General features: G+C 42.1%; 19 protein-coding genes and 1 pseudogene. 7 read left to right on the top strand and 13 right to left on the bottom strand.

Annotated features, from left to right (window positions below; translation table 11 throughout):
* Positions 1-146 precede the first annotated feature (146 nt).
* A pseudogene (locus L1028_RS18080) lies at positions 147-2,459 on the bottom strand (sugar-binding protein); the annotation flags it as partial.
* Between the two features lie 408 nt (positions 2,460-2,867).
* Here L1028_RS18080 and L1028_RS18075 point away from each other — a divergent pair.
* Positions 2,868-5,522, top strand: a complete 2,655-nt coding sequence (locus L1028_RS18075; protein WP_234536515.1) for a cation-translocating P-type ATPase — start codon at positions 2,868-2,870, stop codon at positions 5,520-5,522.
* A gap of 118 nt (positions 5,523-5,640) precedes the next feature.
* Here the strand turns inward: L1028_RS18075 and L1028_RS18070 are convergent, their stop codons facing one another.
* Positions 5,641-5,724, bottom strand: a complete 84-nt coding sequence (locus tag L1028_RS18070; protein WP_234536619.1) for a hypothetical protein — start codon at positions 5,722-5,724, stop codon at positions 5,641-5,643.
* Positions 5,691-6,086 (bottom strand): 4-vinyl reductase, encoded by a 396-nt coding sequence (locus tag L1028_RS18065; RefSeq protein ID WP_234536512.1) that lies wholly within the window; start codon positions 6,084-6,086, stop codon positions 5,691-5,693. Before L1028_RS18065 ends, L1028_RS18070 begins: the two co-directional genes overlap by 34 nt.
* Before the next feature lie 334 nt (positions 6,087-6,420).
* On the opposite strand from L1028_RS18065, the gene L1028_RS18060 reads away from it, so the two are divergent.
* The gene (locus L1028_RS18060; RefSeq protein WP_234536509.1) at positions 6,421-8,352 is read left to right on the top strand and encodes an ATP-dependent DNA helicase; all 1,932 of its coding nucleotides are present in this window, start codon (positions 6,421-6,423) and stop codon (positions 8,350-8,352) included.
* A 204-nt stretch (positions 8,353-8,556) separates the two neighbouring features.
* Here L1028_RS18060 and L1028_RS18055 read toward each other — a convergent pair whose 3' ends face one another.
* Together L1028_RS18055 and L1028_RS18050 are read right to left on the bottom strand one after the other, a co-directional pair.
* A complete protein-coding gene (locus L1028_RS18055; protein ID WP_234536505.1) occupies positions 8,557-9,741 on the bottom strand; it encodes a sensor histidine kinase in 1,185 nt (394 codons plus the stop codon).
* Between the two features lie 415 nt (positions 9,742-10,156).
* Positions 10,157-11,206, bottom strand: coding sequence for an NAD(P)-dependent alcohol dehydrogenase (locus L1028_RS18050; protein WP_234536487.1), 1,050 nt, complete (start codon positions 11,204-11,206; stop codon positions 10,157-10,159).
* A gap of 120 nt (positions 11,207-11,326) precedes the next feature.
* Here L1028_RS18050 and L1028_RS18045 point away from each other — a divergent pair, with 120 nt between their 5' ends.
* Positions 11,327-11,743 carry a MerR family transcriptional regulator gene (locus L1028_RS18045; RefSeq protein ID WP_234536615.1) on the top strand — a complete coding sequence of 139 codons (417 nt, stop codon included), beginning with the start codon at positions 11,327-11,329 and terminating at the stop codon, positions 11,741-11,743.
* Positions 11,744-11,815: 72 nt separating this feature from the next.
* On the opposite strand, the gene L1028_RS18040 is transcribed toward L1028_RS18045, so the two are convergent.
* Complete coding sequence (locus tag L1028_RS18040) at positions 11,816-12,127, bottom strand: DUF6198 family protein (RefSeq protein ID WP_234536484.1); 312 nt, start codon at positions 12,125-12,127, stop codon at positions 11,816-11,818.
* Positions 12,128-12,223: 96 nt separating this feature from the next.
* Here L1028_RS18040 and L1028_RS18035 point away from each other — a divergent pair, with 96 nt between their 5' ends.
* Positions 12,224-12,520 (top strand): hypothetical protein, encoded by a 297-nt coding sequence (locus L1028_RS18035; RefSeq protein ID WP_234536479.1) that lies wholly within the window; start codon positions 12,224-12,226, stop codon positions 12,518-12,520.
* Positions 12,521-12,598: 78 nt separating this feature from the next.
* Here the strand turns inward: L1028_RS18035 and L1028_RS31320 are convergent, their stop codons facing one another.
* The 7 genes from L1028_RS31320 to L1028_RS18000 form a co-directional block, all read right to left on the bottom strand.
* A complete protein-coding gene (locus L1028_RS31320; RefSeq protein ID WP_279306877.1) occupies positions 12,599-12,721 on the bottom strand; it encodes a hypothetical protein in 123 nt (40 codons plus the stop codon).
* Positions 12,722-12,829: 108 nt separating this feature from the next.
* Positions 12,830-14,275: a cellulase family glycosylhydrolase gene (locus L1028_RS31315; RefSeq protein WP_423803060.1), complete on the bottom strand. Its 1,446-nt coding sequence runs from the start codon at positions 14,273-14,275 to the stop codon at positions 12,830-12,832.
* A gap of 917 nt (positions 14,276-15,192) precedes the next feature.
* Entirely contained in the window at positions 15,193-16,710 is a 1,518-nt protein-coding gene (locus L1028_RS18020; RefSeq protein WP_234536475.1) for a response regulator transcription factor, read from the bottom strand.
* Complete coding sequence (locus L1028_RS18015) at positions 16,703-18,361, bottom strand: sensor histidine kinase (RefSeq protein ID WP_234536472.1); 1,659 nt, start codon at positions 18,359-18,361, stop codon at positions 16,703-16,705. The genes L1028_RS18020 and L1028_RS18015 overlap by 8 nt, the downstream gene beginning before the upstream one ends.
* A 240-nt stretch (positions 18,362-18,601) precedes the next feature.
* A complete protein-coding gene (locus L1028_RS18010) occupies positions 18,602-20,335 on the bottom strand; it encodes an ABC transporter substrate-binding protein (protein WP_234536468.1) in 1,734 nt (577 codons plus the stop codon).
* Positions 20,336-20,398: 63 nt separating this feature from the next.
* Positions 20,399-21,304 carry a carbohydrate ABC transporter permease gene (locus L1028_RS18005; protein ID WP_234536465.1) on the bottom strand — a complete coding sequence of 302 codons (906 nt, stop codon included), beginning with the start codon at positions 21,302-21,304 and terminating at the stop codon, positions 20,399-20,401.
* A 12-nt stretch (positions 21,305-21,316) separates the two neighbouring features.
* Positions 21,317-22,270, bottom strand: coding sequence for an ABC transporter permease (locus L1028_RS18000; protein WP_234536461.1), 954 nt, complete (start codon positions 22,268-22,270; stop codon positions 21,317-21,319).
* An 879-nt stretch (positions 22,271-23,149) separates the two neighbouring features.
* Here L1028_RS18000 and L1028_RS17995 point away from each other — a divergent pair.
* The 3 genes from L1028_RS17995 to L1028_RS17985 all read left to right on the top strand — a co-directional run bounded on the left by L1028_RS17995 (position 23,150) and on the right by L1028_RS17985 (position 25,434).
* A complete protein-coding gene (locus L1028_RS17995; protein ID WP_234536458.1) occupies positions 23,150-24,052 on the top strand; it encodes a stalk domain-containing protein in 903 nt (300 codons plus the stop codon).
* A 283-nt stretch (positions 24,053-24,335) separates the two neighbouring features.
* Positions 24,336-24,800: an RNA polymerase sigma factor gene (locus L1028_RS17990; protein ID WP_234536456.1), complete on the top strand. Its 465-nt coding sequence runs from the start codon at positions 24,336-24,338 to the stop codon at positions 24,798-24,800.
* Positions 24,790-25,434: a hypothetical protein gene (locus L1028_RS17985; protein ID WP_234536453.1), complete on the top strand. Its 645-nt coding sequence runs from the start codon at positions 24,790-24,792 to the stop codon at positions 25,432-25,434. The genes L1028_RS17990 and L1028_RS17985 overlap by 11 nt, the downstream gene beginning before the upstream one ends.
* The last annotated feature ends 68 nt before the right edge of the window (positions 25,435-25,502 follow it).

Here is a 25,502-nt window from a genome sequence, read left to right as displayed (position 1 = left end):
AAAAAAATCACTACTCCTCTCCGCAAGGAGGTGAGCAGCGATTCTTGAAACAGAAGAACGCAAAGGGATGGATATACACGTATTTCCGCTCTTCAGACTAAATATTGCCACGAGCCAATTCAGATTTCTTTTCTCTGCTGCTGAGCCTACAGCTTCCAGATGCGATACAAAATAACTGCTGCTTCAGCACGGGTAAGCGTATCGTTAGGCGCAATTCTATCGTTCTTTCCGTTCACAACTCCGAATTTGACCAACAATAATGCGCTGTCTTTCGCATAGCTGGAGATGCTTGCTTCATCCAGATAAGCATTTAAAGTTCCACTCGCCTTGATTTGCTGGCCGGATGCCGCTAGCGCACGCGCAGTCAGTACCATCATATCTTGGCGAGAGACTTCAATGTTTGGCCTGAACGTATCGTCTTCAAAGCCTGTGGCAATTCCCAGTTCCTTCGCGATGACCAGTTCATCATAATAATAGTCCGTCTTTTGGACATCGCTGAACAATGCTGCACTTTTTCCCGTTCCCTTCAGTTCAAGCACTCTGACAAGAAGAGCAATGAAATCTGCTCGCTTCATAGAATCTGCAGGCGAGAAATTATTCATGCTCGTTCCTTGGATGACATCGCGAGCTGCCATAACATCTATGGCTTGTTTTGCCCAAGATACGCTCTGCAGGTCTCCGAAGTTTTTCTTTACAAAGGTTAGTGCATAAATACTGAAGTGGGTTGTTTGAAATACGACCGTTTGGGTTCCAGCATCATATCGACCATTCGGAACCGGAGCTACGTTGCCTTTATCATCGATGTACCAAACAACGATTAAATCTGGATTACTTAGTTCCTCCGCTGTCGGTGTGTAAGGAATGGATACCGTTACAGGCGCGTTAGGGTTATTCCACGGAATGACTCTATCGCCTGATATTACGCTTAGATCAATAACTGGATGGTTACCGATAAAATTGCGGGTAGCTGCACTCAGGCTGTCCGCAGAGACTTTACTTATGCGTATAGACACTTGCTCAGCGAGATCTTTTACACCCGACAGCATATTGCTTGGAATTTGGATCGTAGCATTTTCCGTCTTAAGCAATAGTTCAAAGTTTTCTTTCCCCATCAAGCTTTGGGTTGGCAATTGTATATCATATACTTTCGCATCCGTTTGCTTTGGTACTTCGATTACGATTTGTTTCTTGCCGTTTGCCGCTGCTGTAGCTTGTTCAAGCGCTTTTTTCAAGTTGTCGCTGGAGATCGTACCTATGACACGCCCTTTATCGGATTTCACTTCCGGTGTAATCGTAACAACACCATCTTTGTATGCAATGGCTACAGGCTGTGGAGTTGTTACTGCACTAACGGAGTTGCTGTTACCCGTTGGTTCATTTGTTGGCGTTGGTGTTGGTGTTGGTTCCGTATCAGTAGATTTACCCATGAGGGTAAGCACACCGTAAACAGATGTGTCCATATATCCAGTGCCGGTTGTATCATTCCAAGCAGCAACGCTTTGACGAGAGCCATCTTTAGCGTCATTAATCTGAACATCGAACCCAAGCTTTGTATCGTCATCCGGAGTTATCCCATGAAGCGGAATCTTCACTTCAACCGTGTAGTTTGTTCCGAAAATGTGAGTTGCCGATTCGAAGCCAGCTGCAATACTTATCGGATTGAATGAGGTCTCGTTATCATAATTAACTCTATACTGCCCATCATCAATTTGATAGAAGCTTGTTTTTGCATTGTTTTGATCCAAGAAGATTTCAATGGAATCTTGTTCATATTCATTGACATTGCTTTTGTTAAGCTGCGTATCGTTGACCTGGACTAAAAGATAAAGATTCTCATCATCCCAAAGTGCTTTTGCTACACCGTTTGCGCCCTGCCATGCCATCTGATAGCGATTAATCGGCATTTGGGCCGCATCGCCCCAAACGGCATCAGCAGTCCCGTCAACTACAGGTGTTGCATATTTAGCGGTTGACTGATTAGCATCTACAACATCAGGTGTATGGTCTGCTATAAATTTGTCCGGGTCGATTACCCCATAATAAGCCGGTTTGGCCTTCAAGTTACTATCAAACAGCAATGGATTCTGAGAGGCTCTCCAGCTAGTACCATCATTCAGCCCCCAGAATGTCACGTGTGAGATATTTGCTGCGTGAGTCTTATAGATTTTAAAAAGCTGTGCATATAGATAACCCTGAGCATTCGCTTGTTGCTCGGTAATCTTAGAGTCGCTTCCAGCCATGATGTCAAGCTCCGTAATGCTTATTTCTGCACCCAAGGAAATGAACTTCTCTAATGACAGCTTAACATTCTCCGGATTCGTGTTTATATTATAGTGCGCCTGCATACCAACACCATCGATAAGAAGTTTACCTGGGTGTTCCAGCGCATACTTATCATTGATTTCTTTGACCATACTGTAGATAGCCTGTGCTTTGTTCTGATTATCATCATTGTAATCATAGTTATGCTCACATTATTTTACCTTCCGATTCTATCCACAACTATACTAATACTAAAGGTGTTACCCCCCATAATCATAGGAAAACACACGCAAGATCTAGGAATTCCCTATGTCTTCCCATGTAATAATACTTTCTCATATGTAATCCAATATAATTCATTAAAAAGAATTCACAATATGGACGATTACGGATGATCTTTTTTTAGATATGAGCATACTAAGCTCCATATTTTGAAACTTGCGCCAAGTTGAATCGTAAGTTTGAGGATAGGTCCTGAAGTCTACTGATTTGACGAACTGATATACCATACTTGTGTAGAACACGCAGTTATGTGCACTTATGCAGTAAATCGAAGCTTATGAGACCAAAAAAAGACACAGCACAGCGGAGAGGAGCTATCATTAGTGGAGTATTACCGCAAGAATGTAACAGACAGTTTACAGGAAGTGCAGAGTACAACTAACGGGCTTACGTCGGCAGAAGTCGACAAACGACTGGAACGTGATGGTTACAATGAATTAAAAGGAAAGAAAAAAGATCCCCTCTGGAAGCTTTTCCTTGAAAATTTCAAGGACCCTATGGTGGTCGTACTGCTTATTGCGGCCATTGTCCAAATTGTTATGGGTCAAGTTATGGAGTCGCTTATCATTTTCCTCGTGTTGATTCTCAATGCAGTTATAAGTGTCATCCAAACTCGTAAAGCGGAGAGTTCACTCGATGCCTTGCAGCAGATGTCGGCACCCGAGGCTAAAGTGCTGCGGGATGGAGTCTTAAAAACCGTCCCTGCCAGAGAACTTGTTTGCGGTGATATCGTATTACTGGAAGCCGGAGATTTTGTACCTGCCGACGGCCGTATCATAGAATCGGGAAGCTTGAAGATCAACGAAGGCATGCTGACCGGAGAATCCGAAGCTGTAGAGAAGCATACGGATACCATCGCGAAGGAATCTCCACTCGGAGACCGTCGTAATATGGCTTTTAGCGGTTCTTTGGTTGTATATGGCCGTGGAACTCTTGTAGTAACAGGAACTGCACTGACAACCGAAATCGGCAAAATCGCTGAACTCATTGAGAGCGCCGAAGCCAAACAGACGCCACTACAGCGTAAGCTCGAAACCTTTAGCAAGCAGCTGGGCGTAGCGATTATCGTGCTGTCCGTTTTGATCTTTGCCATCCAAGCCGGACGTGTTTGGCTGTCGAATGATACAGTGGATACCACGGAAGCCATCCTGAATGCCCTAATGTTTGCAGTCGCGGTGGCAGTCGCCGCTATTCCTGAAGCTCTATCCTCGATCGTAACGATTGTCTTAACCGTAGGTACGAACAAAATGGCTAAGCAACATGCGATTATTCGTAAGCTACCAGCCGTCGAAGCACTTGGATCAACCAGTGTCATCTGTACGGACAAAACTGGTACTCTGACCCAAAATAAAATGACGGTTGTAGATTACTTTTTACCGGAAGGTGATCGTGATCAATTCAATCAAGAGCCCGAAGAATGGTCTGAGGAAGCCCGGCGCCTCTTGCACATTGCTGTGCTTTGTAACGACTCTAACATTAATGAGGATGGTAAAGAACTAGGTGATCCAACTGAGGTGGCACTTATTGCCTTCAGTAACAGCATGAATAAAGATTACAAGGAAATACGCGACAATTTCCCTCGTGAAGCCGAACTTCCATTTGACTCGGACCGCAAGCTGATGACGACCTTACACACTTTTAACGGACAAAAAGCAATGATCACCAAAGGCGGACCAGATGTACTCTTTAGTCTTTGTACGCATGTACTACTAAGTGGACAAGAAGTGCCGATGACACCGGAAGTTCTTGATCGTTTCATTGAAGCCAATGAGGAATTCTCCAGCAGAGCATTACGTGTACTTGCCTATGCTTACAAAACTGTACCAAATACGGTCACTCAAGTGGGCCTTGAGGATGAACAAAACTTGGTGCTCGTAGGTTTGACAGCTATGATTGATCCCCCTCGGGAAGCTGTCTATGGCGCGATCGCAGAATCCAAAAAGGCTGGAATTCGGACCATCATGATTACTGGTGATCATAAGACAACCGCACAAGCGATCGGACGCGATATCGGCCTGATGACCGAAAAAGAAATTGCCGTAACCGGTCAAGAGCTCGATGCCATGTCCGACGAAGAACTTGATAATAAACTCGAGCAGATTGGTGTGTACGCCCGAGTCTCCCCGGAGAATAAGATCAGAATTGTCCGGGCGTGGCAGCGAAAAGGCAAAATCACTGCTATGACCGGTGATGGCGTAAATGACGCGCCTGCCTTGAAGCAAGCAGACATCGGTGTTGCCATGGGTAGTGGAACCGACGTTGCTAAAGACGCGGCGGCCATGATTTTGACCGATGATAATTTTGTATCGATTGTGAATGCTGTATCTGTGGGCAGAACGGTATTCGACAATATCAAAAAAGCGATCGCCTATTTATTTTCAGGCAACCTGGGTGCGATTATCGCCATTCTGTTTGCCCTGATCTTCGACTGGATTAATCCCTTCACAGCGATTCAGCTTCTATTTATCAATCTGGCGAATGATTCACTGCCCGCCATTGCCCTTGGTATGGAGAAACCTGAACCTAACGTGATGAACAGAAATCCAAGAGAACTGAAGGAAGGTATATTTGCCGGAGGAATGATGCAGGCTATTATTACCCGTGGTCTACTTATAGGTATAGCCGTAATTATATCCCTGTATATCGGACTCCAGCATTCCCCTGATATGGGCGTGGCTATGGCATTTACAACCCTTATCCTGTCTCGTACGCTTCAGACCTTTGCCGCTCGCTCGAACAGTCAAACAGCTATTGAAGCTGGGTTTTTCAGCAACAAATATGTCATCGGAGCCGTTCTGGTCTGCTTTGCCTTTTACGGGATTGCGGTTCTGCCAGGGGTTAGAGAAATCTTCTCGATCCCGGCTTCATTCGGAATGTCCGATTGGCTGATTGCAAGCGGTCTGGCACTCGGCGCCGTCATCCTAATGGAATTGACGAAGGTTGTTCGTAGAGCGTTTACTCCTAAATCAACTTCTTGATCACAATTGAACAAAAAGACAAAACAGCGATTCTCCAAGAATGGAGAATCGCTGTTCTTCTGTCATTTACAGATCTGATTAAATCATCCGTATTATGATCAAAATTTCACGTAAATTTTTAATATTTGACTATGTATTCACAACATTCATCCCCATGAACATTACATTTTACTTCCCGGACGGAAACACGTTTCCCACGTATTTTGGTAAGTGCTCCTTCGATAATAGCCCCTCTAGGTCACATACCATTTTCCCTTCCATAATAGGTAAACCTTCGCAGAAACAATCGTGTACTGCAATAGACATTCCATTGTCATCTTCATGGGTTATTACAGGGATCCCTATCTTCAATTGTTCGAATAACCGGAAGAGTTCATTAACCGAGGTAACACCAAACTCTTCCCCAATTTTTCTTCCTATGGTCAACGTTGTACCCTTACCATTCATAGGTAACGCTTGATATAATCCAATAAGTCTAATCGTTCTGAAAAGCTCTAAGGGTACAGCATCACCCCAATTATCTCTCTTTATTTTTTTCATATCTGTAAAAGTAAAATGATCCATGCCCGTAGCCTCCGAATTCTTATGTCATTTATATTTCAAATTTAATTGATATATTGAGTATAAACGTATCCAATAAATGCTTTGTGATCCTAAGCACTTCCTAACCCAAATGATTGGAAGAACTAGGGTTAACAATCATTATTTTATATTCCGACACTTGACTGTTAGCGCTTCATCTACGATAATTACAACCTCACCCAAAAAACTGAGACTGGAAGAAAATTGATAATGAAAAGGGGCGGTCGTTATTAGCTGGTTAAGTGATCTCTATAAATTACAGAAGCAGGAGCTAAAAAAGGACATCGAGCCCTCTTTAGTCAATGCCATCTTTCGAATGTATGATAGATTTCCTAGGATTGGACTTAAAGAGCGAATCGGCCAGCAGGATATGTCTCTAGATATCGCTGATGCGTATATTAATGGTCGAAACGCAATGATTGAAGCTGGAGTCGGCATCGGCAAGTCCTTTGCATACCTCATTCCCAGCCTGCTCATAAACCAAATCGCAAGGCAACCGATCATTATTGCAACATCCTCCATACAACTTTCAGAACAGATACATAAAGATCTGAGATTCATCGGAAGCCGGCTCGGATTTACATCGGTTCGCTCCGTAGTAGGAAAGGGCATGGGGCAATATGCTTGCCGGTACAGAGCAGCAGATTTGTTACAGCCTGATGATTTAAGCTCCCCTCTATCTACACTTGCCCAGCGTATTGTGAATTATGACATTGATGAGCGAGCAGATATTAAGGGTGGGGTTAGTGATGCAGTTTGGTCTAATGTTTGTGTGAATGATTGTAAGTTTGAACGGTGCCATTATAAAAGTACCTGTTCATTCTACGAGATGAGAGCAAAGATTAACGCCGACGCCAGCGACATGGATTTTATTATCGTCAACCAGGACCTGTTCATCCGTGATTTGATCAGGAAAAAAGAAGGAATGAAGGGATTAATCACTGAACGGCCAGCTCTGATCGTAATTGATGAAGCTCATAATCTGGAAGCAAAGGTTAGAGATGCTAGAACGCTCGAGTTTACATACCGGGGAACCTGCCGTATGCTGGATGACACCTTACAGATACTCTTCAAGCAATCCGCAGATAACGGCCTTTTGCCGCAATTTAAATTTTTAAAAAGATGCGTGGGTCATATTTTCAAACAGGTAGAGGCGGACTTGCTGCAAACAGCCAAGCAGGATAATGACCGGATAAAAGTGTCGGAGATCACAGGGATTCCGTTAAAGCGGGGGGCTCAGGTTTTGAAAGCGTTTAGTCTCAGCTTATCCGTCTTAACTTCCAAGCATGAGCGAGAGATCGATAATCTTTTTGAAGCTTTGAACGGATTAATAGATCTCTTTGATGTACTCGCCGGAGTCCAGGATAACTACCTGATCTGGGGGAGCAATACCCAGCGTGAGGCCACTATTAGTATCTGTCCTAAAGGTATAAGCCAGTTCCTAAGATATAGCTTATTTAACGGGAAGACATCTGTTATTTTAACATCAGCAACCATGTGCCAAAGCGGAGAAACACTAGAGGAACAATATGCATATCTGACGCAATCCCTCGGTTACAAGGGAGATTATATGGAGCGCCAGGCTTCGCCGTTTGATTATGACAACCACACCATGATGTATATTGCCAAGGACATCCCTTACTACAACCATCAGAATAAGGTAGGTTATCTTGAGGCGGCATACAAGGAAATGCTGAGGCTCTGTAATTTAACCGATGGACGGACATTGGTTCTTTTTTCAGCGAAGGAAGATATGAAGTACATTCATAAAAAATTAAAATCCGAGAAGCTTGCATGGGCGGTGCATGTTCAAAGAGAAGGATCGTCTCAGGACGGGGTGATCGCTGAATTCCGTGGCAGTAAAGGCGTCCTTCTTAGTACCGGTGTATTCTGGGAAGGTGTGAATATCGAAGGTTCCGATTTGTCACAGTTAATTATTTTCCGTCTGCCTTTCCCTGTTCCTTCCGATCCTGTCTATGAATATAAGGCATCTTTGGCGAAGGATCCCTTAAATGACGTTTTTGTACCGGACATGCTGCTTCGGTTAAGACAAGGAACCGGGCGACTGATCCGTAGTGAGACTGACCTTGGTGTACTCAGCATACTTGATTCCCGTCTGTCTGCTGCTGCGAAAAAGGATTACCGGGATAAGGCACTGGAATCTTTACCATTTAAAAAGGTTACCGAGGATTTTAGAGTGCTGGAGAAGTTTGTAAAAGAAAAAGAGATACAACTTAGCGTTAAGTAGAACAGGCTGTACCGTCCTCTAAGGAACGCGTATTTTTTGAATAGCGATACTGTGTATCGCTTGGGGGATCCTTTTCAGCATGAAAAATAATAGACAAGCCTGAAGAGCTTCTGTGCCAGGCTTGTCTATTTTTGCTGTATCAGCTCTCCGAAGCTGATGATCCATTTATCATCCTTCTTTTCATCCTTCAAATTGTTCGTAGCCTCAAATGTGATGATAATCATTTACCCAAGGCAAAATAACCATCACGCTAGTACCTACCTGAACTTCTGAGTCTACCTTAATTTTCCCCCCATACATTTCTATTAATTGTTTACAAATTGATAATCCAATTCCTGTCCCTTTTTGCTTGGTTGTAAAGAAAGGGTCAAATATTCGCTTTAATTTATCCTGTGGAATTCCTTCTCCATTGTCTTTAAAAATAAGTATAATTTCGTTAGTCTCAGCAGCGGTGCTAACTGTAATGTCTATTCTGCCGTTAAATGCTGTGAATGAATCAATACTGTTTTTTAATATATTTAGAATTACCTGCTCTAGTTGAGAGGCGTTTCCATACGTTAGTACTTTCTCTAGAGAATACTCCACGGTAAGAATAATATCATCACTAAGTATGAGTTGATTCACGATGTTATTAACTCTATGTATAACCTCAATAACGTTAAATACTACGCCGTTATTCTTCGCACTATCACCTTTTCGAGCCAGTACCAGGAAGTCCGTTACTAATCCGTTCAGAGCATCAATCTCTTTGATGGTTATATCCAGATACGCACGCAATTCATCCGCCTTGATCTCCGGTTCATATAGCCTGTTGTTTACAAGCTGGGCAAATCCTTTAATCGAAGCAAGCGGATTCCGTATTTCATGTGCCATACCAGCTGCCATTTGTCCCATAACAGCAATTTTTTGTTCATGCAAATTGTCAATCTGTTGATTTTTATTAGATAAATAACCCTTTGCAAAGCCCGTAAAACCGGTCCAGTTGCTTTCCATTAAACGATTATAAAAAAATAATCGGGTCGTAGAATCATCTTCCATCTCTTCAATGATCTTAAACATAATATTCTGAGCGATTAAGATTAAATCCTTGCTCATTTCAAGTAAGATATCAAAATGATCACCGAATATTTCTGCAGTATAAATCCCTCGCTCCACCCCCTCTTTTTCTAGTAGGTTTAGGTATTGGTCGTAATCAAAGGAATCCAAGAACAGTGCCTCTATCATACTCATTAATATCGTGTTGAATGTTGAATCTAACATTTCCTTATGCGTCTTTACAAACCAGGCCGATTCGATATTTTTCATAGTTATAGAATGGTAATGCCTATCTAAAATAATTGGAACAGCTAGGGTTAATGACGAACGTAATGCATTTGCTCTATATGACATTTTCATCCTCCCTCTTTGTTGTTTTGTATTCAATATATATGTATATTTTCCTGCTTCAAATGAAATAGTAAGTCACTATATTACACAAAACCAATAGTTTTACTCAATTTATAATTATAAGCGCTATAAAAAGTGCAACACCGAAATGTACTTTCCCGAATTAATGATCCGAAGCAACCCTATCAGGTCTCTCATATTTATACCAAACTCATCATAAGAGAATCTACGCCTAATATCAGTTGATGAATTCATAATTTTGAAGCAAAAAAACCAAGCGATTTAAAATCCAATCGCTTGGGCTCTTTATGTTTGTTAGACTACAAGAATGTCCTTCTATTCCCTTTATTGGGACGATAGCTCTTAATGGCATTAATCAAGCCGATGCACGATGTGATGTCAACAAAGAGGGCGTCTCTTATTCGTTCCCCATCGTGCTGATGTCGATGACAAACCGGTAACGGACATCTGAAGCAAGCACACGCTCCCAGGCTTCATCAATCTGGTCAGCAGAAATGACCTCGATTTCAGATGCAATATTATGTTCAGCGCAGAAATCAAGCATTTCTTGCGTTTCACGAATTCCACCAATCATCGATCCGGCAAACGAGCGGCGGTGGCCAATCAGCGAGAATACGTTAACTGCCAATGGATCAGCAGGCGCACCGACATTAACTAATGTACCATCCAGCGCTAAGAGCGAAAGATAGGCATCGATATTAATCTGCGCGCTTACAGTATTTACGATTAGGTCGAACGAACCGGCAAGCTGTTTAAATGTCTCCGGATCGCTAGTGGCATAATAATGGTCCGCCCCTAATTTCAATCCATCTTCCTTCTTCTTCAGTGACTGTGATAAAACAGTAACCTCAGCCCCCATGGCATGAGCGATCTTCACAGCCATGTGTCCAAGTCCACCGAGACCCACCACAGCTACTTTTTTGCCAGGAGCGGCTCCCCAATGACGCAGTGGTGAATAAGTGGTGATTCCTGCACATAGAAGCGGTGCAGCGGCGTCAAGCGGAATACTGTCTGGGATCCGAACCACAAAATCCTCGGTTACGACGATATGGGTGGAATAGCCGCCTTGTGTATACTGCCCGTACCGGTCAATAGCTCCATAGGTGCCCGTATTTCCACTCAGGCAATACTGCTCCTCACCTTTATGGCAATTACTGCACTCTCCACAGGAGTCAACCATACAACCTACCCCTACCCGGTCGCCCACTGAGTACTTTGTGACTTCAGGACCAATCTGGCTGACAATTCCGGCGATCTCATGTCCCGGAACAAGTGGATAGTTGACCGGTCCCCACTCCCCGCGGGCAGTATGAATGTCCGAGTGGCAGATGCCAGCATATTTAATCTCAATAAGAACATCGTGCGGCTGCAGTTCTCGGCGTTCAATTGTGGTTAGCTTGAATGGACCTTCCTGACTGAATGTAGCGCGTGCATTAACTTTTATCATAGTGAAACCTCTCTTCTGGATAATATTAAAATCTATAACGTCAGCTTTACAAAACATATGTTATTACTTAAAGTTAACTCTAAGTCAAGCACAAAATATATTTGAGATTGGAGATAGATGATGAAGACATATTCCATAAGTGAAGTTGCAGAATCCTTTAACATGACACCACATACCCTGCGTTACTATGATAAGGAAGGTCTTTTTCCTTCTATAGAAAGAACCTCCGGCGGTAAACGTATATTTAAACAATCCGATATGGACGCTTTAAAAGTAATTGAATGCCTGAAGTCATCCGGGATGCCAATTAAAGAAATAAAACATTTCATAGAGTGGTGCTCTGAGGGGGATTCCACCTTACAGCAAAGATACGACATGTTCCTGGAGCGGAAAGCTTCCGTAGAAGCACAGATGGAAGAATTAAAAAAAACGATGGAAGTCATAGAACATAAATGCTTCTACTACAAGACCGCCTTGGATAGCGGCACGGAAGATGTTCATAAAAACAATAAAATAAAGAGTGCATTTACTCATTAGGAATGGACCTTCAAATTACAGTAAAGGCGGGGCAGATTGATCTGCCCCGCCTTTACTCAATTCGTAAACTTTTTAATTGGTACGCATTTTTGCCAGAAGCTTCTCCGTAAAATTCACATCAAAAAAGTGAATGATGGGTCCCAGACCAAGTGCTGACACCAATGTCTGATACAAGGATACCCCAAAACTGCATACCACCACGCCAATTGCTACGATAACCACTCGCTGCCATAACAACTGAGGTTCACCGAACAGAGATAACCAATTACTATGAAAGAAAGTAGCAATATACCCTAAAAAAATTGCGTTTACGAAAGTCCCGGCTCCAATAAACTTTCGTCCAGTTATGAATATATCCCCTAATATTGTCCATCCTATTTTCATATTAAATATAACTTACAATAACGACGTCATTATATCATATTTTCTTGATTTGGATTGGAAAGCAATACAAAGACTATAGAGAAAGGAGGCGATCAAATGAAGGATGACCAGAAAGCTCCGCTTGACGGACGCGGCCCGGGTGTTAATCCCATAACCGAACCCGATTCAAGCCTGGCTGGCGATATGGGAGCAATAGGTAAGCTGGAAGAAATCGTGGGTGCTTTGCAGGGCGACGAACCAGAGATCACAGCTCCCGATATTTCTTCTGATAAACAAAAAAATACAAAAAAACGGACTGAACATTATTTGAAGGGAACACAGCTTATTATGGCTTTATTCCAGGAAAGAGCCTGTCCGATATTATTACAGCTAATGAGGTATCCCGTTTTTTAATAGTTGCAGGATTCGGGATACTTTGTTGTCTAATCAACTTTCCTAAAAAAAGCAACTTATCCGCAGACAAGTCGCCTTTTAATACTTTAATGTTAACATAACTCCGTGAGATCCCACGCTCGTCAGCAATTTCCCAATGGCTTTAATCAAGCCGATGGTGCCGATGGAGATTAAATCCTCTATCGCTCTCCAGTAATTCATGTAACAAATGCATATTGTCATTGTCATTGCCATTCGATTTTAAAGTTATAAATCCAACCTTTGATCGATATGGAGTGGCTGCTATATCAGTTCTTTCATAACTGACAGTTAGTTTAATTGATACAGATTCCAATTTTGAGCGTTCGAGCCATTGTCATCCCAAATTTGAACATTCGTACCGTTTTCAGTGCCTGCGGAAGCTACATCCAAAGCTTTACCATTATGGCTGGCAATCAATTTATAAGCGCTCCCAACCTTGACAATTTTCCACTTTTGATTGGCTCCGGCACCATAACTCCATATTTGTACATTCGAACCACTAGCTGTACCCGCTACATCCAAACCTTTATTGCTATTGACGTTAATGACTTTGTACAGCCCGCCGCCAACATCTGTGATCACCCACTGCTGAGCACCGGTTCCGTTATCGTCCCAGATCTGTACATTCGTACCCTCTGAAGTACCTGCAGCAGTTACATCCAAAGCTTTACCGCTGCCTACGTTAACCAATTTGTAGGTTTTCCCTGAAACGATGCCATCGCTTGGCGGTTGCGAGGATCCATACATTTGATCTTTAACAAACTTACCGGATGCAGTTAACTGCGCATCTGACCATCCACCATACGGGCTTGCGCCTGGCACCAGTGCAGCGGATACTTCCGATTTATCGCATAACGACCAGTTGGCCCAGCTTATTTTTCTATCTTGCATAAAGTCCGTCCAAACCTTAGATTCGGCAAGGAATGGACCACCATCTCCAGAGGCATCGCTTGTTCCCCACTCCGTGATGAATACAGCTACGCCTTTGCTTCTCGCATAATCTATACGATCTCTCAGCCATTGACCATGAGTACCAGCGTAGAAATGCGTTGTATACATAATGTTGCTGTAATAGAGCGGATTGTTCGCCGCATCCTGTACATCCTGGCTCCATGTTCCGGTTCCAACGATAATAATACTACCCGGAGCAATAGAACGGATAACCGGAATGACTTCCTCTGCATAAGGCTTAATTTTATCGTTCCATGTAGTGGCAGATCCATTGGGCTCATTGCAGATTTCATAAATCACGTTCGGATAATCCTTATACAAGGAGGCCATTTCACTAAAAAATCCCTTTGCTTGTTGTTTGTAGACGTTCGGGTCTTGTTCACCCAACACATGCCAGTCGATGATTACATAGATGCCAAGATCAATAGCGTTTTGTACAGCCTGTTTCACTTTATTTTTTTGGGAAGGGTCGTTGATATATCCGCCATCTTGCGTATACATCGCAGCACGAAACACGGTCATTCCCCAATTGTCTCTTAACCATTTCATACTGTCATAGTTCGAAAACTGTCCAAACCACTGCAAGCCGTGTGTACTCATACCCTTTAACTGGATCGCTTCTCCTGCCTGATTCACTAATTGGTTTCCAGAAACTCGCAATTGGCCGTTTTTGGATACTACCGAATTAACTTCTTCGGCCTTTACTTTTTCAGTTGGGACGAAGGATACGGCCATGAAGGTGATAAGGAATGCAAAAAAAAACGCAATCATTCTTTTCAACATGTATAACTACCTCCTTAAATTGTTTGTTGCACATTTTCGTGGCTTACTCTGCTTGGACGCCCGATTGATAATCGCAGTACTTCATTCATTAAACCTGAATTTCGAGAATAACCTGATCTTAAAATGAATAAGGACTCCAAATCTCCGGTAGATTAGTGTTTATCCGTAAACATCTCCCAAGTGAGAAACACCTTTTAGGTAAAGTATCCTAATGATGTACGAACGCTGGAGGAAGCAAAGTATTTCTTGAATACTTAGAGAAAATTAGTGCCCGAAACCTTCATATACCTGGCCCCGTTAATCCCCCCTTTATCAAAGGATCACTTGCTAATCTATATGGTATCTCTTGGTGTCTCATTGTCATTTAGCCAATTACACATTAAATAGTAAAGATAATCGGATAATTGGTATCTTTATGGATGCCTTACACAATAAAAATCCATAGAGATTTAATGATGTAAAAAGATAAAACAAATTACTTGAGGGATGGATAGGTAGGAGAAAGATCTGCTACTGCATAGGAAAAGCACATGGCTACCAAAAAGTAGCGCGTCAAATCGGTATAGTTTAGTTGATAGGCATATAGAGGTGGAAAGGGTCCGATCTTAGAGGTATTATCAATCGAGTATAATAGTTATTTAAATTTACATTGAGATTCACAAGATGCGTTCTCAAGCAGGTTTCTCTGATCGGAAACCGCTTACATTTCTATTTGATTATAAAATATACAAATACTTTTTAATACCCAACATTCTACTACTAAATTTCATATAAAATTTATAGGCTCATTCCTCTCACACTGGCCTGACCCGTTTAGGACTTGAATGATACTGCTGAATTCCACGCTAGGCACACTACAAAAAACAATCGACCCGGTCAAAAGACCGAGCCTTCACTCCCTTTTACCTTAAGCGCTTCTACTGTAAAGAATGGGCTTTCCTGTAATCGGAGGGGGAACAACCGACATATTTTCTAAACTTAAAATGAAAGTAATCAACGTTAGGAAAACCAACCAACTCTGCTACTTTATATACTTTATATCCCTGCTCCAACAAGGATTTGGCGCGATCCATACGTACTTTATCTAAATAAGTCCTAAAGGGCTCTCCCGTATAATTCCTGAAAATTTTACCTAAATATGCGTTGTTGTAATTAAAGGAATCCGCTAGGCTCTCCAGTTTGAGATTCTTGTGGTAATTCCGCTGAATAAACTCGATCAACTGCTTCAATGAGGTATCTCCATTACTTGATTTAATCTGTCTATTTAAATCAGATAACAACCGCATCGCAAACCTGTTCAGATCAAATCTACTTTGTTGCTGATACAATTGAACGATTCTACCACGAGCATCCTGTATGACATCGTGCTTCGTTGGTAGAGAGAGTAACAACTTGTTTATGGCCGTTGAAATAATCTGCGCATATCCGAGCTTCATATCTTGCTCCCTGTACCTGGCCTGAAACATCCCATCTCCCATTGAAATAATACATTTCTGTGCGGCTTCCATATCTCCGACATCTAGAGCAATCAATAATGTTTCGGAAAACTCTTCCAAATCAAGCGGTATCTCCTGCTCCAATGATGGAAAGTCGGGAGCGATATGCAGCAAGTCTTCACCTGGCATAAAAAAGCGGAAGGCCAAAAGGTCTATGCACTTTTGATAAGAATGTACTACATCAGTCAATGAATGTACCGGACTGCTAATGGCGGCACAGAAATCAAGCTCTGAACCAAGTAATTGAATAAGCTCCGAATGTAAGGCTTTTCGATCCTCTTCCTGGATTATATCCTCATTTAGAAGAATCCCCGTGTAGGAACCCATGGGAACCACTTCTCCACGTCCGGAAGCCTCAAAGTGTTTCTTGAGCAACGCTTCCATTCGGTATAGCGCTTTTTCGGCTGTTTTTTTCTCGCTGGACAACTCAATCACCAACACCTGACAGGTTTTCAACATCAGGTTATACCGGATGGCATGCTCCGCCAGTTCCGGGGTGACTGTGCCCGAGTGCAAAGCTTGAATCAAACCTACTTTCATCTTCTCTCGTCTATCTTCTTGCTCCCCATCAAGGATGCTCCTTAAACGATGCAGGTAATCCAATAATTCATCCTGATCCACAGGTTTCAAAATATAACTGTCCACTGTATAAGTCATGGCTCTTTTAGCATTATCAAAATCCGCATATCCACTTAATATAAGAAAATGAACATTAGGATCCTCCTTTCGGAGCCTCTCGATCAGTTCCAATCCATTCATACCTGGCATACGGATGTCAATGATCATGAGATGCGGCAGCATTGTTTTGTGTTTCTCTATGGCGTCTATTCCGTTGGAAGCCGCATCACAGACTTGGAAACCAGCGTTTTCCCAGGGAATTAGTGTTTTCAATCCTTCCCGGATGTACTGCTCGTCATCTACGATCAGAACCTTATACATGCTTATCTCCTCCCAGCGGAATTCGAAAACTTACCTTCGTTTCTTGATTGCTTATGCTATCGATGTGAAGCCCATATGTATTGCCGTAAGTCAACACAAGACGCTGATGTACATTTCGTAAACCAATCCTATTTTTTTCATCCTCTACGTCTTCCAGGGAGCTTTGCAATGCTTCGAGCTTTTCTTGATATATGCCTATTCCGTTGTCAACAACCTCAATCTGAAGTTCATCTTGAAGGCGTGTCACGCTTATGAAAATACAACCCACTTCCATCTTGTTTTCCAAACCGTGGATGACTGCATTTTCGACCAAGGGTTGTATGATCAGCGGTGGAATCGGTACGTTTAGGGCAGCAGGTTCCACATCCATCTTGTAGGTTAATCTGTCTCCAAACCTAAATTTTTGGATTTCCAAATAACAATGAATCATTTCAATCTCACTTTTCAGCGGAATGCTCCTGCTGCCGACCTCCAGGTTCTTCCGCATCATTTTCCCAAGCATCTGTACGGTATTGGATATTTCAGCTTCTCCCTTCAAATGCGCTCTCATCCGGATCGATTCAAGGGCATTAAACAGAAAGTGCGGGTTGATTTGGCTTGCCAGCATTTTCAGTTTGATTTCAGTTTGCTTTTGCTGCAGCAAGCTTTTTTGCTGGTTAGATTCTTGAATCTCCGACATCAACACGCGGATACTGCCCACCATCGAATTGAATTGACGGGAAAGTTGGGCAATCTCGTCTTTACCTTCAATCTGCATTGTTATCGTTAAATTCCCCAAAGCTACCTTGTTGATATGTTTGCTTAGGCGCAATAGGCGTGATGATATTAACATAGAGAAAAAGTAAACCAGCAAAACTGCCACAAACAAGCTGGCGATGATCACGGATAGAGCCAACATTTTGATCCGATTGGCATCTTTAACAATGGATTCAACGGAATAAATGGAAATAATACGCACTCCATTTAGACTTGATCTTGGCATCAGCTCTTCAATAACAATCTTTGATTTCTTACCATCCACAAGAGCATCGTAGGTTCCTTTGCCGTGATCCATTAATTCAGTATCCAAATGAATGTCCTCCAAGGACCTTCCAGTTAGGTTTTCATGATTTGCTGCCACGATATTGTTATGGCTGTCCACAATCATGGTCTCGAAAGGCTCCTGGCTTACGATGGATTCCAACTCATTTGTACTGATAGCGATTACCAACACTCCGGTTTTATGAGTTTCCAAAAAATCTATTCGTCGGATCAGACACAACTGTTTCTTGTGCGTGTTAACATCCTCAATGAAACTCCACGTAATTAGTCCCCTGGCGTTCATCGCATCTACATACCATGGCATCTGCATGACTTCCGGTGTTGGCTGGTTGAAAATCCAGTTGTTTAACATCGTAGGATTCTTGATAAAGAAACGAAAATATTCAATTTCTTTGTATAAATCCACGTATTCTTGAAATTTTTTATAGTCGTTATACGTTTTGACTACATCATATACGGATGTATATTGAGCGGTGACAACCCTACTCAGCTGACGGTCAAATAACAGACGATAAGATACATCGGAAGGAGAATACAATAAATCCTCCGTCCGTTTCTTCAACCGTTCCACATTCTTTATACTCTGATCTAAGGCGTTATTCAACGCCATTTTCCGCAGTTCTAACGTTAAAAAAAAACCAACTATTATGACCGGAACAAATACAGCAATGATGAAGGATAATATCAATTTGTTCCGTATCCTCATGTTATTTAAGAGGTTCATTATGGCATACATTACTCCTATTAAAAGCATTATTAGTAACTTTTACAGCTAACGTTTTTCGAGAATCATTTCTGTCTGTCTAAATTTAAGAGCCTGTATAAAATACAGGCTAATTTTAATGTTTGATTATTCATTCCAAAGCTTCACGCGTGCTTGAACCAGCTTCGTATATTCCTTCTCCATCTCTTCCACGCCTGCCTTCTCGATATCTTTCATATAAATATCCCAGACGGCGTCGAATTTTTCAGGTTTCGCAAGAATCGCTTCAGGTATACGTTTCCAGGTAATATCCTTCATTTTCTCAGCTAGCACACTGACTTTGGAGTCAGCTGGAGCAGAAATGTTCCATGCTACACCCCAAGGCTTAACCGGGAATTCAGATTCACCCGGGAATAACTCCTTCCAATTTTTGATGCCGTAGCCTGTTAACACTTCCTTCTCCACATCATTATAGGAAGCTTCAATTTGTTCCGGGAAGTTAGTAGTAATATAGTTGCCTGTGGAATCCTTTACGCCGTCGCCATAGTGCGGACCTATGTTATTATAAAAGCCTATACCTGTTTTTTTGGAGAAATTAATGGAATCGTTGATTTTTTGATCATTGATTTCTTGAGGAATTTTTCGCACGCCGTTTTCTACAACGTAATGCATACCCTCAACACCCCAGTAGGTAAGAACTTGGCCTTCCTCGGAGGCGAGATAATCAAGAAATTTAATGGCACGAACCGGATCTTTGCAAGTTTTAGAGATCGAAATACCGTAACCTGCCATGAAGCCAGTTGACTGGAAAGAATGATCTTTGAATTGTTCATTCAAGGTAACCGGATAATGACCGTAGGCATGATCGAATTTCCCCTCTGCCTTCAAGCTTCTCTCACCGTCACCATACTCCCAGTCTTGGTCGATCAAGCCCAATACGCTGCCTGATGCGATTTTCGCTTTATATTGGTCAAATTTTTGTATGAAGGATTCTCGATCCAGCAGACCGATATCGTTCATATGATTCAACCATCTAAAGTATTCTTTCTCTTCAGGACGTCTGAAGTGATACATTGCCTCATAGGTCTCAGGGTTGATATAATATTCTCCGTCGTCCGGGGCACCGGTAGTAAAGAATGCAGGATTTGTAACAGAGATCAAAATTCTCCAGTCTTCAGCGAGCAGGGATAGACCGATGTTTTTCTCGCCTTTTTCATTGGTCGGATGCTTGTCGAGATAGGTTTTGATAGCGTTCTCGAAATCCTTAACCGTTCTGATCTTCGGGTATCCAAGCTCTTTCACGACACGATGCTGAAGCTCGAAACCGCCGGTTGCGCTAAACCCGATACCATCCACGCCTGCATAAGTTGGAAGTGCATAGATACTATTGTCTGTTTCACTGTAACGCAGGCGCTTCATATATTTCCCGTATAGCTTTTTGATATTAGGGGCATGCTTCTCTATCAGATCGGTCAGGTCAAGGAGTGCATCTGCATCAACCATCTTGTTAATATCGTTTTTTGCACTGATCAAATCAGGATACTCGCCACTGACTGCGATAAGCGATACTTTTTGGGAAGGATCACCTACAGCAAATTCTGCATCCAGGGATACACCTGTTTTTTCTGTGATGACTTTCCCGATATCATCCCGCATGTCTACCCAGTTCGGATTTGGATCTTCTGCAAAAAAGGAGAAGGTGATCGGTTCAAGCTTCTCTGAACCTTGCTTGTCATTGCTTCCTTTGTCTGCTCCTTTGCTGGTATTGACGTTTGAATTATTGGCTTCTTCATTGTTATTGCCGCTGCAACCGATCATTGTGATTGTCAAAGATAGGACCAGTAATAGCGTTAATATCATTTTACCTGTTTTCCCCTTCATCTGTACTGCCTCCCCTGAAAGATATTGATATATGTATAACAGGTAACCCTGTTGATACCGAAGCTAGCTCTTCACTGCACCTAAGGTCATCCCTTTCACAAAGTACCTTTGCAGGAAGGGGTAGACGATCAGAATGGGTACAGTTACAACGATGGTGATAGCCATTTTGACAGATTCCGGTGAAATTCTATTCATTAGTTGTGACATGTTCGGATCATGTATATCATTGGAACCGATCTGCGTGCTTTGCAGCACCTTCATCAATTCGTATTGCAGGGTAGTTAGATGGCGAGCCGTGCTATTATAAAGAAACGTATCAAACCAGGAATTCCATTGACCCACTGCCAAAAAGAGAGCAACAGTAGCCAACACAGGCTTACAAAGAGGGAGGATCACTCTCCAGTAGATCGTAAAGTCATTGGCACCGTCCAGCTTGGCAGATTCCTGAAGTGCACTGGGCAGTCCGTCTATAAAAGATCGGATGATAAATACATTCCAGGCACTTACCATACCGGGCAGTACATAAACCCAAAAGGAATTCATCATTCCAAGATGACGGATTAGGATAAAGCCCGGGATCAATCCCCCGGATACATACATGGTCATGACCAGAAAAGTCGAAACCAGCTTTCTTGCCTGAAAATCGGATCGGCTCAGGACGAAGGCGAGCATGGATGAGCTCAGCAATCCTAGTAACGTACCAACAAAAGTTCTGAGCAATGAGATTTTAAATCCGGTAATCAATCCCTTGAAGGAGAAGATGGCATCGTAGTTTGCCCAAGTCCACTTTCTCGGCCAAAGGTATATCCCTCCCTTGACGGTATCCATAGAATCATTTAATGATATGGCCAGTACGTTTAGAAAGGGGTAAAGCGTAATGACAAACGCCAAAGTCATAAAGGAACAGTTAACGATGTCAAATATCTGATCGGACCTAGAAGCGTTAATAGCTCTGCTTTGTCTGTTCATATCCCTGCCCTCCTACATAATGCTTTCTTTCGATGTTCTTTTAAATATCGTGTTCGCTGTAAACAGTAGGATCACTGCAACTACAGAGTTGAATATATTAATGGCCGTACCAAAGGAATAACGCCCAAGCTGTAAACCATAATTCAAGGCATAAAGGTCCAAGGTTTCGGCCTTATCAGCAACAATCGGGTTGCTCAACAGGAACTGCTTTTCAAAACCGATATTAATCAAGTTTCCGATGGACATAATCAGCAGAATGATGATTGTTGTCCGAATTCCCGGAAGCGTAATATGCCACATTTGTCGAATCCGGGCCGCCCCATCTACTCTGGCCGCTTCATACAGTTCCGGATCAATTCCCGTCATTGCAGCCAAGTAGATGATCGAATTCCAACCTGTCTCCTTCCAGACATCGGAAGCTGTCACAATTCCCCAAAACCAGTCTGCTTTCGCCAAAAACTGAATAGGTTCAGCAATAATATGCAGATTCATAAGTAGTCCGTTGATTCCGCCATCAATGGACATCATCTTGTTGATGATTCCAGCTACGACAACCCAGGATACGAAGTGGGGCAGGTACGATACGGTTTGCACAATACGTTTAAACATTTGACGACGCAGTTCATTAAGCAAAAGGGCAAATAGGATAGGAATTGTAAATCCTGCGAATAACCCCATAAAGCTCATTGCCAGCGTGTTTTTGAGCGCCATGTAAAACCGTTCATCATGGAACAATTCCCTGAAGTTATCAAGCCCGACCCATTCCTGCTTCATGAAAGACTTACCCGGCCGATAGCGTTGGAATGCCATCGTCCAGCCCCAGATCGGGATATAGTTAAATAAGAATACCCAAGCAACAAAAGGTATGGACATCAAATACAAATACTTTTGTTGAAGAAGGGTCCTCCAGAACTTACCCGATTTCCCCCGGGGTTTAAGTGGTTTCGCTACTGTTAACGCTTCCATTTACATTGCCTCCTTTTCTCTGACTTCATGATAATCTCTTGAAATCGCTTATATAACCCAATAAAATAGTGTAATTAATCATGTGAAAACTATATTTATTATTTGAAGAATGCTAGCCTTAAGTTTTATTCTTGAAATTGAAATGTATTTACTAATACCAAAAGCCATAGCTTTAGTGCTTTTAAATCTTTTGGATACTTTGCTTTTTTGAGATATCCATGCTTCTTTAAATAAAAAAAGACCTCGTATAGGGTCTCTTTATTGTTAACTTAGGCCTGAACCTTTTGAAGTTCTTTCTAAACGATAATCATTTGTGACAACAATAAACTAGAAGAAGATATTTCCTCTACAGATGCAAATTGTTCTTGAGTTGCATCTGAAATATCTTGTGTTCCATATGAAGTATTTCAAATACTTTAGCTTATCTATACTCATGAAAATACTCGAATTTATTAGTAATTATTACGATTTCCGAGTTGATTATAAGTTCATTTGAAAATAATGTCAATCTCAGTTTGAACTAATTAATGCTACTTACGATAAATCTAATCTAGAGACAGATGGGGGCTGCCCTGAAAAATAAACCTGAGGTTGTTATCAAAATCATTAACAGCGACTTGAGGTCTGATTGTACGGGATGCATATATGGGTGCGGTCGCACCCTTCCGACTCCTAATGATTGGGAAAACTCTGAAAAACCTATCACCTATCTCTCGCAGTGGTCTAGTATATATTCTTTTCCAGCTCTTGTTGCCAATAATAATTTTGGGTCGGGAGCCTTTGAATAAAATTTCATCCTTCACGCAACATTTCCTCTATGCCAGTTGTTTACACAGTGTAGACCAAATAAGCGGTTCAAGACGAGAGGAGAACTTAACTATGAATAAACTTTCTACAGCCATTATGGCCTGCACACTTGCGCTTACATTACCGATGACGGTTCTTGCCGCTAATGCACCGAAGAACGGGCTGACTGCCACTCATCAGGAGTATCACATTACTGGGAATAAAATAGTGATAAAACTGCATCCGAAAGTGATCAATAATGTCACCATGGTGCCTGCTCGTGCAGTTTTTGAAGCCCTTGGCTTTACTGTCAAATGGGATGGAAAAAAGAAGGCATTCCATGCTGAAAACGGAGAGAGAGAAACTGATTTTGTTATTGGAACAGACAGTTTTTTTGCCTATAGCACTCATTCCCTTGGTATGACTGCACCCACTTCCCTTGGTACGGCTCCCGTTACAATCAGTGGCTCCGTTTATGTGCCTGTGGGACTGTTCCGTATTATACTTGGCAATGACAATGCCGTCGTTGTAAAAGACGGTAACATCAGTATTAATGGTGATAAAGTAAACAAAGACGCCGACAAAAAGGGAACAGAGATTCCAAATCCCTATGTGAGCTATAATACTGTGGAGGATGCACGAAAGGCAATGGGCGTAGATTTTACGGTTCCTTCATTGCTTCCGAAGAATTACAAGCAGGACGTTATTTCTATCATAAATGACACTGAGATTAAAATGGCACAGATTGTTTATCGGAATGGGGATAATAAACTGTATTATCGTGTATCGCAAAACTCCGGTGACATTAGCGGTGATTACAACGAGTATGAGACCACAAAAACTGTAGCTATAGGAGAGTTAAAGATTACACTGAAAGGAAATAAAGGACTTGTCTCCATAGCTTCTTGGGAAGCAAATGGCTTCAACTATTGCTTGATGCCAGATATTGCACTCTCCGTTGAAGAGTTACAAGCTATCATTAAAAGCATCATATAATTCTAATTCTACGCAATTATGCCAACCCGGAATCAGTTGATTTTCCAGGTCCCTTGTTTGTGATGATTTTAGAGAAAGTGAGGGTATGATGACGAATAATCCCGTCTTACTACAAGCATCCTTTAAATACCTTTTCAGGATTAAAACAGGTTTAAATTTCATCATTTATTTATGTCGTCTCTTCTTTGGCCAATATATTAACCTTAGTAGTGCAGCCAGCAACCAGCCAAGACTTAATTCTGATGCGATGCAGTTACAAGTCAGAGGCGCTAATATACTGCGAGTGGAGACTGCATTAAAGGAGCATGGTGATGCTCTCTTGCGGTTATCCCATTCCTATCTTCATAATATTTCTGATGCCGAAGATATCTTGCAGGAGACCTTAATCCAGATGCTACGGAAAGCGCCGGTTTTTGAATGCCTGGAGCACGAAAAGGCTTGGTTATTGAGGGTAGCCATCAACTTATGCAAAAATAAAATTAAATATAACCAGCGACGACGCTGGGAGGAATTGTCTGAATCACTCTCTTGTGAGATATCGGAGGATCTCACCTTTGTGTGGGATACTGTCGGTTCGTTGCCAGTTAAGTATCGAGAAGTAATCCACCTATTTTATCAGGAGGATATGACTACCAAAAAGATAGCTAAGCTACTCGATAAGCAAGAATCTACTGTTCGTTCCCTGCTACACCGGGCTAGGGGCTATTTGAAAGATGAATTAAAAGAGGTGTATGATTTTGAAGAATAAGTATCGGCAGGTGCAGGAAATGATCTATGTAACACCGGATATGGAACAAAGGGTTTTGGCTCATTTAGCCCAGGCAGAGCAAAGTATATCCGAGGCGAAGAAGCCCGTTGTGCCCCGTATTCCTCTTAAGTTTGTGATTTCCATTGCAGCCTGTTTAGCCCTTGTGGTTTGTTTTATGACGGTTAAGCCTTTTATAATGAAACCGGACACTCCTATACCACCTTTACTAACTACCTCACCCGTTATAGATTATGAGAGCCTGTCCCAGCTGTCTGAAAATCTTCCCTTTCAGCTTTATATGCCTTCGAGTTTATCTAAAGATTATACACTGGAATCCAGTTCGATTCTGTTTGAGAGAACCGCCCAGCTGATTTACTCAAGCAATACTGACAGAATTAAGTTCCAGATGACAGAAGGAGCGCTGGATGAGAGCGGAGATTTTACTGAATATAAGCAAATCAAGATTGTTCCCTCAGACCATGGTGAATTGACCATTAAAGGAAACAACGACCTATTTTCTGTTGTATCATGGTCTCAAAACGGTTTTTCCTTCTCAATTTCCACCAGTAAGCCCTTGTCACTAAAGACTATGGTTGGATTAGCTGAAAGTGTTGCTCCATACTCATCCCAATAATAATAGAGGTGGGCACATAGTTGTGTCCGCCTCGTATTACATGGGTTCATTCATCCAGAGAACCGCCC

Origin of the sequence: Paenibacillus pseudetheri, from assembly GCF_924513355.1 — a bacterium.
Lineage (GTDB): Bacteria > Bacillota > Bacilli > Paenibacillales > Paenibacillaceae > Paenibacillus_AQ > Paenibacillus_AQ pseudetheri.
This window is presented reverse-complemented; position numbering and strand designations above follow the sequence as displayed.